Origin of the sequence: Acidicapsa acidisoli, from assembly GCF_025685625.1 — a bacterium.
Taxonomy (GTDB): domain Bacteria; phylum Acidobacteriota; class Terriglobia; order Terriglobales; family Acidobacteriaceae; genus Acidicapsa; species Acidicapsa acidisoli.
The window spans coordinates 245314-259308 of the sequence record NZ_JAGSYI010000002.1 but is presented as its reverse complement, the minus strand read 5'-3'; the positions used below and the strand labels follow the sequence as shown (position 1 = coordinate 259308).

Genomic DNA, 13995 nt, shown 5'->3' with positions numbered 1-13995 from the left:
GAAGCACCCGGGATTGAGGCAACCGTATGCAGTACTTCATCGGATTCGTTATAGCACTCTTCATCGCGCTGACGGGAGTCGGTGCCGGTACTGTCACCGTGCCTGTCCTCGTGCTGTTTCTGGGAGTACCCGCGCCAGTTGCGGTCGGAATCGGACTGATGTTTTCGACGGCTGTCAAACTGATTCTGGTTCCCGCGCAGATCGTTCGCCGTAACGTTTCCTGGCGCACTCTCGGCTTCATGCTTCTGGGCGGAGCACCAGGAGTTCTCATCGGTTCACTGTTCCTCAAACATCTTGTCAACGCCGGCTCGCAGAACCTGCTGAATGCGCTACTCGGTGCAATCCTTGTGAGCACCGCAAGCTGGCAGCTTGTTTATTCTTTCAGGCCCATGCAGCAGAATTCGAGTGCGAAGGATCGCAGCCGCTTGTTGCCATGGCTGATGCTTCCGGTCGGTGCTGAAGTTGGATTTTCATCGGCAGGCGCCGGTGCACTGGGCAGCGCTGCGCTGCTCAGCCTTACTCCGTTGGCTCCGGCAGAGGTCGTCGGTACGGATATTGCGTTCGGTTTCGTCGTTTCGCTGGTCGGCAGCGGGGCGCATTGGTTTTCGCAGGCGTCAAACCCGGAACTTCTCCTGCATCTCATCGCTGGCGGCGTATTCGGAGCGGTTACCGGTACTATGCTGACGAACAGAATTCCGCGCCGGCCTCTGCGCTTCGCACTCTGGATTTGGTTGCTTGTTCTTGGAGGGCAGTTCCTCTTTAACAGCTATCAGGTCTGGGCCGCGGCTCGCTGACGGACTTTCGAAGTCTAGCCTCCGAAATGGTAGCTCAGTCCAAGATTTGCGTTCATGACGTCGATTCCGGGATTTACAGGCACCACAAAAGCATTCGAAAAATGATAGTCGCCCCAGAGGCCCAGGCGCAGTCCGATTCGCTTCTTCATCATGACCTGCACACCGAAACCGGATTGCAGGCTGAAGCTTTCGTATGAAGCATTTGTCGCGAGAACTTTTTCAGTGAATCCAATCATTCCGCCTTTGGCAGTAATGTATGGCCGTATGGCTTTTTGTGGACGCCACATCATGCGGAAACCTATTGGTGAAATTCCAAGTCCGGGCACGATGTGGCGGGCGGTGGTTTCGGGATAGCCCCAGGGATAGGATTTTGTCGGTGTATCCAGAAGCACCAGGGGCAGAATCTCCGCAACGTAGTCCACCCGTGCGCCAAGGAAGGAACCCCAGGAGTGGCGGTCGTACTCCACGCCGCCCGTATAGAGTTTACTGCCCGTTCCGGCGGCAAAGATCCTGTAGTTGCCATAGGAAGCCAGACCTTCGAAAATGAGTTCACTCTCCACTGGCTGCCTCTCCTGTCCCGTAGCATTGACCGGCAGAGTCGATTCTGAAGGCGTTCTCGTTTCCTGCGAGCGGCCCGCGACTGAGAAATACAGGCAAAGCCCGATCATGAGGACAGAGCAAAAGCGGCTGAATTTTGTGGCGAAGTAACGATGACTTTGAATAAAGCTCGTCGCGAAGACAGGAAATCGGTGGTTTGGCAAATGGTCTCCCGGCAGCTGGAAGTTGATCGAAAGGTTCCGAAAACCATACGCAAACGATATAGCGGGAAGCTCATTTCCAACAATGGTTTGTAACCATTTTAATGGGATGTCGATGTTTTAGAAAACCCGGATTTTCGCCCGCCGAAAACATCGGCGGGCTGTGAGTCTTAGCGCGCCCGAACTTCAGCACGTTCGGCCTTGACAAGGCTTTGTGGCAAAGCCCAGGCAAACATTACGCTGCCGCTCCCAGTTACGAGATACTGGCGTCCATCCAATTCGTAAGTAATGGGAGAGGTTTGCATTGGCGCGCCGGTGCCCGCGTGCCACAGGGTCTTGCCGTCGGCAGTGCTCAGCGCCAGAATATTTCCTGTCGAATCTCCCGTAAAGGCGAGTCCCGAGTCCGTGGTCAACACGCCCGCGCCTGAGCCGCCCTTGCCTACCTCATGGCTCCAGCGGATTTTGCCGGTTTGATAGTCGATGGCCTCGATAACACCCTTGCCCCAAACGCCGTAATCAGCACCCGCCCAGCCATAATCTCCATCGGCAGGCTTAGCAAAATAGATACTCCAGCTGGGATGCGCGTCAACGATAAACAGACCGGTCTTGGGATCGAAGCTGGGGGAGCGATAGTTCGTCATGCCCCCTTCGTCTGGTGCGATCAGACGGCCATCCGGCTTGGGCTCCTTGTCCGGATTCGGAATCGGACGTCCCTCCTTGTCGATCCCAAGTGCCCAATTCGTTGGTCCGAAGGGAGCGGTTAGCAGGCTCTTGCCATTGGTGCGGTCCAGTACAAAAAAGTAGCCGTTGCGAGAGCTTTGCATCAACATCTTTCGCGGCTGCCCATGAAAGTCTGCATCTACCAGCACTGGTGTTTCGACTGCGTCCCAGTCATGTGTGTCATGTGGCGAGGCGGAGAAGCCCCACACCAGCTTGCCGGTCTCAGGGTCCAATGCAACGATGCTGCATGTCCAGGTGTCATCCCCTGGCCGAGTTTTGCCGTTCAATACAGGTGTGGGATTTCCCGTGCCCCAGTAGACCAGGTTCAGTTCGGGATCATAGGTGCCAGTCATCCAGGTCGTGCCGCCGGTTGTGCCCTGCGGAGTTCCAGTTGGAGTCGTCGCGTACCAATCCCATTGCACCTCCCCAGTATCGGGATCGAAGGAACGCAGATATCCCGGCAGATTGTCCAGATCGCCGCCAACCCCGGCAATCACGTGGTTTCGTACCACCAGCGGAGCCGTTGTGGACCAGTAGCCCTTTTTGACGTCCGCGATGATCTTGTCCCAACGTACCGTCCCGTCTTTTGCATTCAGCGAAATCAAATGAGCATCGGGAGTGGCGAAGTAGAGCCAGCCCTTATACATCGCCACGCCGCGATGGCCGATGTGATCGCCTTCTGTGGTCGGGTGGTTGAAATGCCAGAGCATGTGCCCCGACCGGGCGTCGACCGCCCATATGTTGTCGGGAACTGTAAAGTACAGAATTCCATCCACGAGCAGCGGCGAAGACTTGATCTGCGCACCCTGGTTGGTTTGAAACGCCCACGCCAGAGTGAGATCGCCGACGTTTTCGCGCGTGACCTGAGTCAGGCTGCTGTGTCGCTTTCCGGAGTAATCTCCGTGATACAGCGGCCAGCTATCAGGAGATGGATGCGCGATTTGAGAGGACTCCAGATTCTGCGACAGAGAGGGGCGCGAAAAGGAGACGAGTGCAAGGATCGCGAGTGTGGCGAGATTCGATGTAAGTTTCAGCGACTTCATAAGATCCTAGTGAGTGTGAATTTCAGAGCGATCGGCGACAGACGGTCCTTGTGGTAGTGCCCATGCGAACAACACCCCTCCGCTGCTGGTCATCAGATACTCGCGGCCATCCAGTTCGTAGGCAATCGGGGAACTCTGAATCGAGGCACCAGTGCCGGCGTGCCACAGCGTTTTGCCGTCGCTGGTCGCCAATATCAGAACATTGCCTTCCGCATCCCCAGTGATAGTGAGTCCGGAATCGGTGGTCAATACGCCCGCTCCAGATCCGCCTCGTCCAACCTCATGACTCCAGCGAATCTTGCCCGTCTGATAGTCGATGGCATCAATGACGCCTTTGCCCCAGACTCCATAGTCCGCACCAGCCCAACCGTACTCTCCGTCCGCAGGCTTGGCAAAATAGATGCTCCAACTCGGATGGGCGTCCACAATGAACAACCCGGTCTTCGAGTCGAAACTGGGAGACCGATAGTTGGTCAGTCCGCCCTCGTCCGGAGCAATCAGACGTCCATCTGGTTTGGGTTCCTTGTCGGGATTTGGAATCGGCTTTCCATCTTTATCGATTCCGAGAGCCCAATTTGTCGGACCGTACGGAGTCGTCAACAGACTCTTGCCGTTCGTGCGATCCAGCACAAAGAAGTAGCCGTTGCGCGAGGTCTGCATCAGCATCTTGCGTGGCTGTCCATGAAAATCTGCATCAACAAGCACGGGAGTTTCCACCGCGTCCCAGTCGTGCGTGTCATGCGGCGAAACCTGATAACCCCACGCCAGTTGTCCGCTATCCGGGTTGAGCGCAACGATGCTGCAAGTCCAATGATCGTCCCCTGGCCGTGTCGCCCCACTCAACACCGGCGTTGGATTTCCCGTACCCCAGAAGATCAGATTCAACTCGGGGTCATAGGTACCGGTCATCCAGGTCATGCCCCCGGTCGTGCTGTTCGGAGTTCCCACGGGCGGAGTGCTGTTCCACTGCCATTGCGTTTCGCCAGTCTCAGGATCGTAAGAGCGAAGATAGCCGGTCAGGTTATCGAAGTCGCCGGAGACGCCAACGATCACATGATTCTTGACGATCAACGGGGCCAGTGTCGTCCAGTAGCCCTTGGTCACGTCCGCAATCTCTTTCGTCCAGCGCACACTGCCGTCCTTCGCGTTCAGCGAAATCAGGTGAGCATCTGGCGTAACAAAGTAGAGCCAGCCTTTGTATATCGCGACACCGCGATGCCCGATGTGCAGGCCCTCAGTAGTTGGGTGATTGTAGTGCCAGATCACATGTCCAGATCGCGCATCCACGGCCCAGATGTTGTCGGGCACCGTGAAGTACAAGATTCCGTCGACCAGCAGTGGAGAGGACTTGATCTCCGCAGACTGATTGGTCTGGAAGGCCCACGCCATGCCGAGTCTGCCAACATTTTGCGGCGTGATCTGGGTGAGATGACTGTGCCTCATGCCGGAATAGTCACCATGATAGAGCGGCCAGCTCTCCGGCGAAGGATGCAGCAACTGCGCCGGTTCTAGATACTGCGCCACCAGCGGACATGATCCCGCCAGCAGTGCGAGAACCGCAATGGCTGCAAGACCCGGCGAGTGGACCAATTTCATATTCCAGTGAGCCAATCCACCTGATTTGGTGTGCAGAATCGGACGTATCATCGAAGAGTCTGCAGGTACGCCATCAGGTTGTGAATATCGTCGTCAGTGTACTTGGGAAATTGCTCCACGTGCGCATCTACCGGCGAATCGACCTTGTATTTGACGCGTTCAGTCGGCCATGATCGATAACTTCCGTCCTTATCGCGAAGACCGACGGTGAACTCATCTTGATAGGCGAGAGTACCGGCGATCTTTTCTCCCGAAGGGAGTGTCACGACCACTGTGCTCTTCGCGTCTCTTGGATACAGCATTCGTTCTTCAAGCTGAAGCCCCTCGTGGCGCCTTGCCACGCCAGCCAGATCGCCGGTCGGCGAGTGGCATTTTGCGCAGCCTCCAGCCCCGTTGAAGTATTTCTTGCCCGCTTCAACGTTGCCGGTTTGCAGGTCGGAGACAGCCACGCCGCGCCGGCCGCCTTTCATTGATGCTGCGGCAGTGACTCGCGCCCGAATGAAAGCCACAAGGCTTACAAGTTCCGGACTGGAGAACTGGAAGGCCGGCATTTTCTTTTCAATCCGTCCCTCTCGCACAACCCCCGATATCTGGGAGCCGTCTTTGTCCTCCAAGACCAGCTTTGACTGGGTGAGATCTGGCCCAGTCTCGCCGCCCATCGCATCGCGTCCGTGACAGAAGGCGCAGTTCTGCAGGAAAAGCGCACCGCCTGCCGCAGCCTCGCCGGTAAGTTGGATGCCTTTGCGATTTGCTCCTGCTCCGGCAGTCACGGCAGGGGTGATCTCTGTACTGCTCGCCAGATACTGCAGCAATGCGGCCAACTCTTCGTTCTGCACCCCCGGCAGTCCGGGCATACGGCCTTTGCCGGAGTGAATCAGAGTCGTAATCTGCTGGTCTGTCATCTGGTGTTTGATGCCCACCAGCGGTGGAAACGCGGGCAGAATGCCTTCGCGGTGATCTCCGTGACAAATCGCACAGTGCTTTGCGTATGAAGCCGCACCGATGTTATCAGCGGTCGGATTCGCCGCAGCAGGCTGGGCCACCTGGCTGCTCGCATTCATGCGGCCCGGAGAAGCACTGAATGCAGCATGGACAGGTGACTTGGCTGCCTGAAACGCGACCAGTCCCGTGGCAGTCGCCAAGATTGCAAGATATCTGAAACTCTTCATGCGTAATAACACTCTCATTCGAGGGAACCCGCTCCACTGTTGCGCACGATAAAGAATCGTCCCGAGTGCACTAACTCGAGTATTTAAGCAACCACATAAATCCGTAATCCATGTGCAACTGCTGATGGCAATGCATCAGCGTGTCACCAGGATTGTTCGCAACAAAGTCCACCGCAACCGTATCCAGCGGCATGATGTTGATGACGTCTTTCATCAGCCCGCTCATCGACTTGTCCCCGATACGAACCACTTCGAAACTATGCCGATGCATGTGGATAGGATGCTGATCGCCGCTGCCATTGCGAAGAATCATCCGATAGCGCTTGCCCGCCTGCACTGAGAGCGGCTCAATCTCCGGCCACGACTTGTTGTTGATCGTCCACACATCGAAGTTGGAACCCTTCTTGGCGCCAATATCGCGAAAGGTGAGCGTAAATGTATCCTCAGGCGCTGGAGCTGGCTGCGCAGACTCTCCGCCGGCAAACTGCGAGTAGTCCCATTCCACAGGGGTCGGGTCTTTCCATATCGGGGCGCCAGTTTTCCCTGCGTATTCGACCACTATGCCTAATCCCATCTGGCGCGACTTTTCGAGAGTAGAACCGAGCACCCAGATCCCTGGCGCATTCATCTCGACGACTGCGTCTACTCGCTCCGCGACGGCAAGCGACAGCACTTCGACGCTTTTGGGATTAGGAACTGGATTGCCATCCATAGCAATTACCTTGAACTGATGGCCTGGCAGCGCCAATAGAACGTTTTCAGTCGCGCTTGCGTTGAGCAGGCGCAGCAACACGCGCTGGCCCTGCTTCACTCGCAGCGGCTCTCCGTGGCCCAGCATGTGCGCGTTCATTGTCGCGTACCGATAGCCTACGTCCGACCCGGACGTAAGCGGCATATTTGCGGATTCGCTGCGCATCGTCTCGACCATGGGGACGAACGAGGGCTCCCAATGATGAATGGCGAGATTGACCTCCTGGTCGTAGTGCGCCGGCTGCTCCTTGCCATCGACCAGCAGAAAGCCAAACTGTCCGGAGTAAGTGCCCGCCGCCAGATTGTCAAAGGCTCCAGCGTGCGTGTGATACCAGCGAGTCCCGGCGGGATTCGGAGTAAGGGTGTAACGAAGCGTCCCGCCGACCGGAATCATCGGCGAACCCTCTTCCATCGCGCCGTCGTTGATCGGGTCAGTGGTGAGCCCGTGCCAGTGCGCGATCTCAGGAAGGGAACTGGAGTTCGTCACATCAATCGTTACAGGGACGCCCTGACGCAAGCGCAACAACGGGCCCGGTACCTGACCGTTGTAGGAAGTTGTCTTGATCGTCACGCCCTTGCCAATCTCTAGCGTGCACGGTTCGATGCGCAGAGAGTGGTCGGCCTTGCCCACCGGCTTCGCGCCAGTCTGGTTCGCCTGCATTGGAGACAGTCCGCGAAGGGATTGACTTGCGAGCAACGCACTCGCCGACGCGAGAAAGCTTCTACGATTCATCTTTGCCATTCCGCCATTCTATAAATGCTCCGCTTCTGAGTTTTACGCTCATTCCAATCGGCTGAGCCCATTCGTGACTTAGACCCACCACGCAGCGCCAGGTGTTTCCTTCAAGATGATTTCATTCAGAAATTTTGCTGCTTTCGACAGTCCCTCTTCCGAAGAGAGCAGGCTGTCTTCATGTTCAATCGAGAGAACGTCGTCGTAGCCAAACATGCGGAGCGTAGATACAAACTCCTTCCACCACTCAGCGCCGTGCCCGTACCCGCAGGTCCTGAATATCCATCCACGATTCCGTTCGTCGGTGTACGGTTTGGTGTCGAGCACGCCAGTACGCGGCAGGTTCGTCGGATAGAACTGCGTATCCTTGGCGTGAACATGAAAGATCGCATCACCCAGCACTCGAATCGCGGCAATCGGATCAATGTTCTGCCAGAACATATGGCTCGGATCGTAGTTGCAGCCAATAGACCGGCCTGCAATCGCGCGCAGACGGAGCAGCGTTTCCGGACTATACACAACGAATCCGGGATGCATCTCAATCGCGATTCGAACACCGTGATCGGCGGCGAATTTTGCGCGCTCAACCCAATATGGCTCCACAACCTTGTCCCATTGCCAGGCCAGCACATCGAGATACTCGGGTGGCCACGGGCAAGTCACCCAGTTGGGCGCCTTTGCATCTGGAGAATCTCCGGGGCATCCGGAGAAATCGACGACGGTCTTTACGCCCAGCTTCTCCGCCAGCAGAATTGTCTTACGATTGACTTCCTGAAATTGAAACGCCTGTGCAGGGTCCGGATGCAAGGGATTTCCGTGGCAACTCAGCGCGCTGATGCTCGTTCCATGTACTGCAAGCGCTTCCTTGAATTTTTCAAGCGCGCCATCATCCTCCAGCATCGCAAGATCGCAGTGTGCGCCACCGGGATAATTGCCTGTCCCAAGTTCCACCGTCGTGATGTCAACTGCCTTCAGCTTCGCCAGCACGTCTCCGAGAGGCAGCTTCGACAGCAGGGGCGTAAACACTCCCAATCTCATTTCCCAGCTTCTCCTTGTTACCGTTCAGGCGCGAACAACGGCATTTCGCGCTACCATGTACCTTATTCGCCTGCCGCTGCAAACTCCACCTGCTGCCAGACACCGCCAGCGGCGTGGCTTCGCAACATAGCGTCCACCAGACATGTGGAGCGATACCCATCGTTGAATGTAGGCAACATTGTCGGCTTGACCTCCGGTGCTCCGCCTTCGGCAATCCACGCATACGCATCACGAATCAGATTGCAGAAGGCATCCGCCCAGGACTCCTGGTGCCCGCCAGGTAGATGCACATAGCGCAATGCATCCGGCGAAACAAGAGACGGGTCCTTCGCCATCACAGCGTTCGGCTGTTTACTGTGCCCAATCCATAGTTCATTCTGCTGTTCCTGCTTCCATTTCAGAGAAGTGGTCAACCCGTTCACCTCGAGCACTAGGTCGTTCTTGTGACCGGGTAGTACCTGACCTACGGAAAAGCAGCCCTTTGAGCCGTTCTCGAAGCGCAACAGGACGCTGGCCAGGTCTTCAGCCTCCACAGTCACAGGCTCCCGCTCTCCCGTGGTCTTGGTCGAGAACGCCTCCGCGGAACCTCCAGCCGAGTAACGGACCGGGATTACCGTCGTGATATCTGCCAGAACGGAGGTGATCTTCAGTCCAGAGACATGCTCCGCCAGGTCGCACCAGTGAGAGCCGATATCTCCAAGCGCCGAACTGGTACCGCCTTTAGATGGGTCAGATCGCCACGAGTACACATTGGGGTCGGACATCCAATCCTGCAGGTAATGCCCATGCACAAAGCTAACTGCGCCGCTTTCACCCCGCGCAATCATGCCCCGCGCCTGTTGTACTAGCGGATTGCCACGATAGTTGAAGGTGACAACATGAGCGACCTTTGCCGCCATGGCCGCATCGCGCAAGGTGCGGCCCTCTGCGGGATTCACGGCCAACGGCTTGTCGGAGATCACGTGCTTGCCGGCGGCAAGAGCAGCGAGAGTTACCGGAAGATGCAGATAATTGGGCGTCGTGTTGTGGATCACCTGGACATCCGGATCGGCGATCAGCGCATGATAGTCGCCGTAGGCGCGCTCGACCTTGTATTCGCGCGCCTTCCTGTCAGCGGATTGCTGGGACGAGCCGGCAATAGCGACCACATCCACATCACCCAGTCGCCGTACGGCGTCAACGTGGTGCGCTGCAACAAACCCGGGGCCGATCAAGCCCATGCCAATTCTCTTCATAGAGCTTTGTGTATACCTTCCTGAGAAACTCGCTTGAATCTACTTAACCGCTGGCCGAGCATGAGATTCCGTGCTGCCTTCTGTCATTCCCAAAGCCCAACGGATCGCTTCAAAGTACATCTTGCGAATATCCGGATCCTCCCAGGACTCTTCCGTATGTCCGAGCGTGGAATAGAATACCCTGCCCTTGCCGTACATCTTGCTCCACGCGACTGGAAAGTCATGATCCATGCGGTGGATCCGGGGATTGTTCGAATAGTCCAGTTTGCTTGGATCAAGACTGAGCAGCACGTTGACCTTGTCACGAGACCACGCTTTCGGCTGGTAGATCTCGTCAAACTTCACAAAAGCCTTGGGAAAGTGCCGTACTGCAGGGAAGTCTGGATCTTCGTTGATAATTGGCGCCTGGAAAGTCATCCACGGATGCTGGTCGAACCAGCCGCCAATCATCTCGCCATATTCCGGCCAGGTATAGTTGGTGTCCAGCGCCGCGTGAATCCCCACAAAACCCTTGCCGTCGTCATGAATGAACGACAGCATGTCCTGCTTCTGCGTTGCGTCCATATCGAGTTCGCCCGTGGTGCTGGCAAAGATCAGCAGGTCAAAGTAGTTCAGGTTCTTTGCGTTCCTGCCTAGATCCTTCTTGGTGAGCAACTCGGTGTCCGTACGCATCTCAGTATCCCATAGGCCGCTTTGCTGACCCATGTTGTAGATCGCAGCCATAGCTGCAGAGATGGAGTCATGCTCAAAGCCCTTGGTCTGGCCGACGACCAGCACATGCTTGAGATGGGTCGGTTTGGCGTGTGGGGCCGCTGGCAACGATTCATTTCCGGCAGCCTGACCTTGCGCGGAATTGCTGAGGAAGACTAGTGCCAGGCTCGCAAATCCAACCAAAGCAAGTGAGAGACAAAAACAGTTCCGAGGAGTACGCAAGTGATCTCCTTACAGGCTCAAAAGCATCAATTTTTCCGGGAAGCGGTTTGCCTCGCGGTCAGACTCTAGCCGCGCTCTTAATCGTCCGGCGGTTCTAACGAGCTACATTAGCGAGAATGGAAAGCTTTCCATTCTCATTTTCAACTGGAATATTGCTCGCTGAGAAGTGTACTCGGCTGCCCGCCAAACGCGCAACACCGGCTAACTGGTTCATGAAACTGCGTCCGTTAGGGCAGCCTTGTACGCTTCAATTTCCCTTACTTTTGACCGATCACCTCCAGAAGCGAGGCATCCGGTCCCGACCATGCCGGTGCTCCCTCGTGAGCGAGCTTGCCGGATGCATCGTCCCAGTGCAAGCGAGTGATCTTGTTCTCGCCCTTTTCGTAGGCGTAGGTTTTGCCATCATCCTGATACAGCGAGAAGCTGCCATCTGCGCCCGGGTAAACGCGGATTTTGGCCAGCGCCTGTGGCTCATTGGTACTCAGCACGGGCACGCCTAACGGAAGAATTGAGCCAGCCTTTACAAACAGGGGCAGGGAATCGATTGGAGCGTTGACAGAAATGGTTTGGCCACCGTGGAATCGCTCATTAGTCCAGTAGTTGTACCAGTCTGTGCCGGCGGGCAAGTAGACTTCGCGGCTGGTTTCGCCTTGATCGGTTACCGGAGCCACAAGGAACGCCGGCCCGAACATGTATTCGTCCGTCAGATTTGCAGCTTTCGCGTCGTTCGGAAAATCCATGAACAAAGCCCGCATATAAGGCGCGCCGGACTTATACGTGTCGTAGCCGAGAGAGTAAATATAGGGCATCAGCTCGTAGCGAAGCTTGAGATATTTTTCGAGGATCGGCTCCGCTTGTTTCCCGTAGCTCCATACCTCGTTGAAGTTTCGGCTGCCGTGGGTCCGCATGATTGGCAGAAAGGTCGCGTACTCAAACCAGCGCGTGTAGAGTTCCGGATAATCGTCGTAACCGCCAACATTGTCACGAGCATCCGAAGGATCAAGCAGCGGCGGGTGCGCCGGATGATGTTCGCGCGGCAGATATTGCCAGCCGCCCGTGTCGTTGCTCCAGTAAGCAAGTCCGGAGGCCGCAGCGTCGAGGCCTGTCGGTATCTGCCGCTTTAGAGTGTCCCATGTGCCATAGATATCCGACGACCAGACGATGGTGCCCTTGCTCTGGACGCCAAGATAAGCGTCGCGCGAAAGAATCAACGCGCGGTGATTCGTATCACGGCGGAAACCGTCGTATAAAGCCCCAGTGTGGAAGAGCGGATAGACGTTGTAATACCTTGTACCCGGCCCTATGTGATAGTAACTTCCATTGGGAGGCAGATCGGGCTCCGTCTCGTCGGCCCATAGGGAATCGAAGCCTTTGCTTAGAATGTTGTCGCGAATCGTATCCCAGTACCATCGCGCAGCCTCAGGATTGGTCGTGTCAATATCCGAACCGGCGCGGTCGTACGGCAGGCCATTCGTTGGCGTGCCATCTGCCAGGTGTTCGAACCAGCCATTCTTCTTGATCACGTCATAGAAACGATCATCGGGCACAAAGCGCGGCCACACACTGATCATGGTCTGAAAGCCCATCTTGTGCAGTTCGTCATTCATGGCCTTGGGATCAGGCCAGTTCTTCGGGTCAAGGTCCATTTGGCCCATCTTGGTGTAATAGAACCAATCCACGACGAGCACGTCGGCAGGCAGATGTCTGTCGCGGTAACCCTTTGCGACGTTCAACAATTCGTCCTGTGTAATATAGCGTTGCTTGCATTGGATGTAACCGTAGGCAGCCTTAGGTAGCAGTGGTGTGGCACCAGTCAAAAGGCGATAGCCTGAGTAGATCTCGTCTGTGTTCTTCCCCGCGATTACAAAGAAAGAGACTCGGTTACCAACCTGCGAGGTCCACTTAGTTTGCTCGTTGAAGCCCGGCTCGATTGTTGTCTGCGAGGGATTGTCCCAGAGTAAACCATATCCTTTGTTTGTAACTACGAAAGGAATACACCAGGTTGGTCCGCCTGTTGCGGTGTAGTTATTCCAACACTCCACGGTATGGCCCCGGTGATCGAGATAGCCCTCTTGATTCTGACCCAGGCCATAATAGTGTTCGTCATCCGGCGAAGCAAAGGTCGCACCTACCTGAAAGAACGGTTCATCCGAAGGCCGGCGATCATGGAGGATATCTGCGTTGCCGTCCTTGTAATTCGGAACGGACATCTGCCAGCCCTTCAACTCCAGAAGCAATTTTCCATCCGGTGTTGAAAACCGAATGTTGGCTCCCGGCGCGGAGCCATTGAAATACTTCCCGATGGACGCTGCTGTCTTCTGGACGTTAGTCTCCGCTTCGGGGCCACCTGACGCTGGCGCAGGGATACGGGTCTTCGCTTCGGTCGGTAGGCTCACTACCATCCGCGAGGAACGATAGACTCTGGCCAGGTCGGAATCGTCGACGGTCCACTCTTTCGCGTCCGGAGTGGCTTGAATCCCGTAACCTGGCGCCGCCGTGGCCTGGTCTTTGTCCAAACTCAACGTTACGCGAATCACGTTCGGAGCATATGGCTCGAGAACGATCGTGCTTTCGCCACGGGGGATCACAACTCTCTGTTGTTGTGCCGATGCGTTTGGGATAAGAATCAATGCAGAGATCCACATCGACGCTATTCCAGCCGCCCTACAAGACTTTTTCATCATTTTAAAATTCTTCCCAGAATTGAAATCGTTTGCATCTGAAGTGTACGCCCCGAGACGAACTCTTGGCACGAAGGCTGCCGCCCAGAGGCGGCCGTCTAACACTGAACTTTTAAGGTTGGATCTTCACTCCGGAATGTGTGCCGCACGGTTGTCGATTCAGAAAACACTCGTAAATTCGCAAGAGTGATCCAAGCGGCAGGAATTACCTGCCATGAGAATTTTTGTCGCGCGTCTATCCCTCAATGACAATGCGAAGTACGCATCTCCATTTTCTTAATGCGACCGGGTATCACCTGGCTTTTCTAAGGACGGGTCACACACCAGTACTTGTGAGTTGGCATCTATCTTGTATTCTAAGTCGAACTATCTTCGTCCATTGCGATTACGGATGGACTTCCGCCATCCCAACATCGTCGGAACCTTCGTCTATCACTACCATATCCTCGACCACGAAGACAAAGGAATGATGGGTTCGATTCAGGTGCTTCCCGCTGAGACTTCTACCGTGGCCGGAGGGGCTGCAGCCAGCGGTTCGCAATAGT

11 protein-coding genes are annotated in these 13995 nt (G+C 55.9%); 2 read left to right on the top strand and 9 right to left on the bottom strand.

Translation table 11 applies throughout. The annotated features are described in order from the left end of the window. Positions 1–26 precede the first annotated feature (26 nt). Positions 27–794, top strand: a complete 768-nt coding sequence (locus OHL23_RS11170) for a sulfite exporter TauE/SafE family protein (RefSeq protein WP_263351964.1) — start codon at positions 27–29, stop codon at positions 792–794. Between the two features lie 14 nt (positions 795–808). Here the strand turns inward: OHL23_RS11170 and OHL23_RS11165 are convergent, their stop codons facing one another. The 9 genes from OHL23_RS11165 to OHL23_RS11125 all read right to left on the bottom strand — a co-directional run bounded on the left by OHL23_RS11165 (position 809) and on the right by OHL23_RS11125 (position 13414). Beyond that, positions 809–1354, bottom strand: coding sequence for an acyloxyacyl hydrolase (locus tag OHL23_RS11165; protein WP_263351963.1), 546 nt, complete (start codon positions 1352–1354; stop codon positions 809–811). Positions 1355–1722: 368 nt separating this feature from the next. Next, on the bottom strand, positions 1723–3315 hold the full coding sequence (locus tag OHL23_RS11160; protein WP_263351962.1) for an acido-empty-quinoprotein group A: 1593 nt from the start codon (positions 3313–3315) through the stop codon (positions 1723–1725). A 6-nt stretch (positions 3316–3321) separates the two neighbouring features. After that, positions 3322–4911, bottom strand: coding sequence for an acido-empty-quinoprotein group A (locus OHL23_RS11155; RefSeq protein ID WP_263351961.1), 1590 nt, complete (start codon positions 4909–4911; stop codon positions 3322–3324). 47 nt (positions 4912–4958) lie between these two features. Further along, the gene (locus tag OHL23_RS11150; protein ID WP_263351960.1) at positions 4959–6080 is read right to left on the bottom strand and encodes a c-type cytochrome; all 1122 of its coding nucleotides are present in this window, start codon (positions 6078–6080) and stop codon (positions 4959–4961) included. Positions 6081–6150: 70 nt separating this feature from the next. Next, positions 6151–7572 (bottom strand): multicopper oxidase family protein, encoded by a 1422-nt coding sequence (locus OHL23_RS11145; RefSeq protein ID WP_263351959.1) that lies wholly within the window; start codon positions 7570–7572, stop codon positions 6151–6153. Between the two features lie 69 nt (positions 7573–7641). Further along, positions 7642–8601 carry a sugar phosphate isomerase/epimerase family protein gene (locus OHL23_RS11140; RefSeq protein ID WP_263351958.1) on the bottom strand — a complete coding sequence of 320 codons (960 nt, stop codon included), beginning with the start codon at positions 8599–8601 and terminating at the stop codon, positions 7642–7644. A gap of 62 nt (positions 8602–8663) precedes the next feature. Next, a complete protein-coding gene (locus tag OHL23_RS11135) occupies positions 8664–9821 on the bottom strand; it encodes a Gfo/Idh/MocA family protein (protein WP_263351957.1) in 1158 nt (385 codons plus the stop codon). 54 nt (positions 9822–9875) lie between these two features. Next, the gene (locus tag OHL23_RS11130) at positions 9876–10769 is read right to left on the bottom strand and encodes a ThuA domain-containing protein (RefSeq protein WP_263351956.1); all 894 of its coding nucleotides are present in this window, start codon (positions 10767–10769) and stop codon (positions 9876–9878) included. A 257-nt stretch (positions 10770–11026) separates the two neighbouring features. Next, positions 11027–13414, bottom strand: coding sequence for a glycoside hydrolase family 31 protein (locus OHL23_RS11125; protein WP_263351955.1), 2388 nt, complete (start codon positions 13412–13414; stop codon positions 11027–11029). Between the two features lie 385 nt (positions 13415–13799). On the opposite strand from OHL23_RS11125, the gene OHL23_RS11120 reads away from it, so the two are divergent. Beyond that, positions 13800–13994, top strand: coding sequence for a multicopper oxidase domain-containing protein (locus tag OHL23_RS11120; RefSeq protein ID WP_263351954.1), 195 nt, complete (start codon positions 13800–13802; stop codon positions 13992–13994). Position 13995 lies beyond the last annotated feature (1 nt).

Bases quoted from the DNA above. Each gene is read 5' to 3' on its own strand.
- OHL23_RS11155 (WP_263351961.1), bottom strand. From the start codon at position 4,911: ATGAAATTGGTCCACTCGCCGGGTCTTGCAGCCATTGCGGTTCTCGCA.
- OHL23_RS11145 (WP_263351959.1), bottom strand. From the start codon at position 7,572: ATGGCAAAGATGAATCGTAGAAGCTTTCTCGCGTCGGCGAGTGCGTTG.
- OHL23_RS11125 (WP_263351955.1), bottom strand. From the start codon at position 13,414: ATGTGGATCTCTGCATTGATTCTTATCCCAAACGCATCGGCACAACAA.
- OHL23_RS11160 (WP_263351962.1), bottom strand. From the start codon at position 3,315: ATGAAGTCGCTGAAACTTACATCGAATCTCGCCACACTCGCGATCCTT.
- OHL23_RS11170 (WP_263351964.1), top strand. From the start codon at position 27: ATGCAGTACTTCATCGGATTCGTTATAGCACTCTTCATCGCGCTGACG.
- OHL23_RS11135 (WP_263351957.1), bottom strand. From the start codon at position 9,821: ATGGGCTTGATCGGCCCCGGGTTTGTTGCAGCGCACCACGTTGACGCC.
- OHL23_RS11140 (WP_263351958.1), bottom strand. From the start codon at position 8,601: ATGAGATTGGGAGTGTTTACGCCCCTGCTGTCGAAGCTGCCTCTCGGA.
- OHL23_RS11150 (WP_263351960.1), bottom strand. From the start codon at position 6,080: ATGAAGAGTTTCAGATATCTTGCAATCTTGGCGACTGCCACGGGACTG.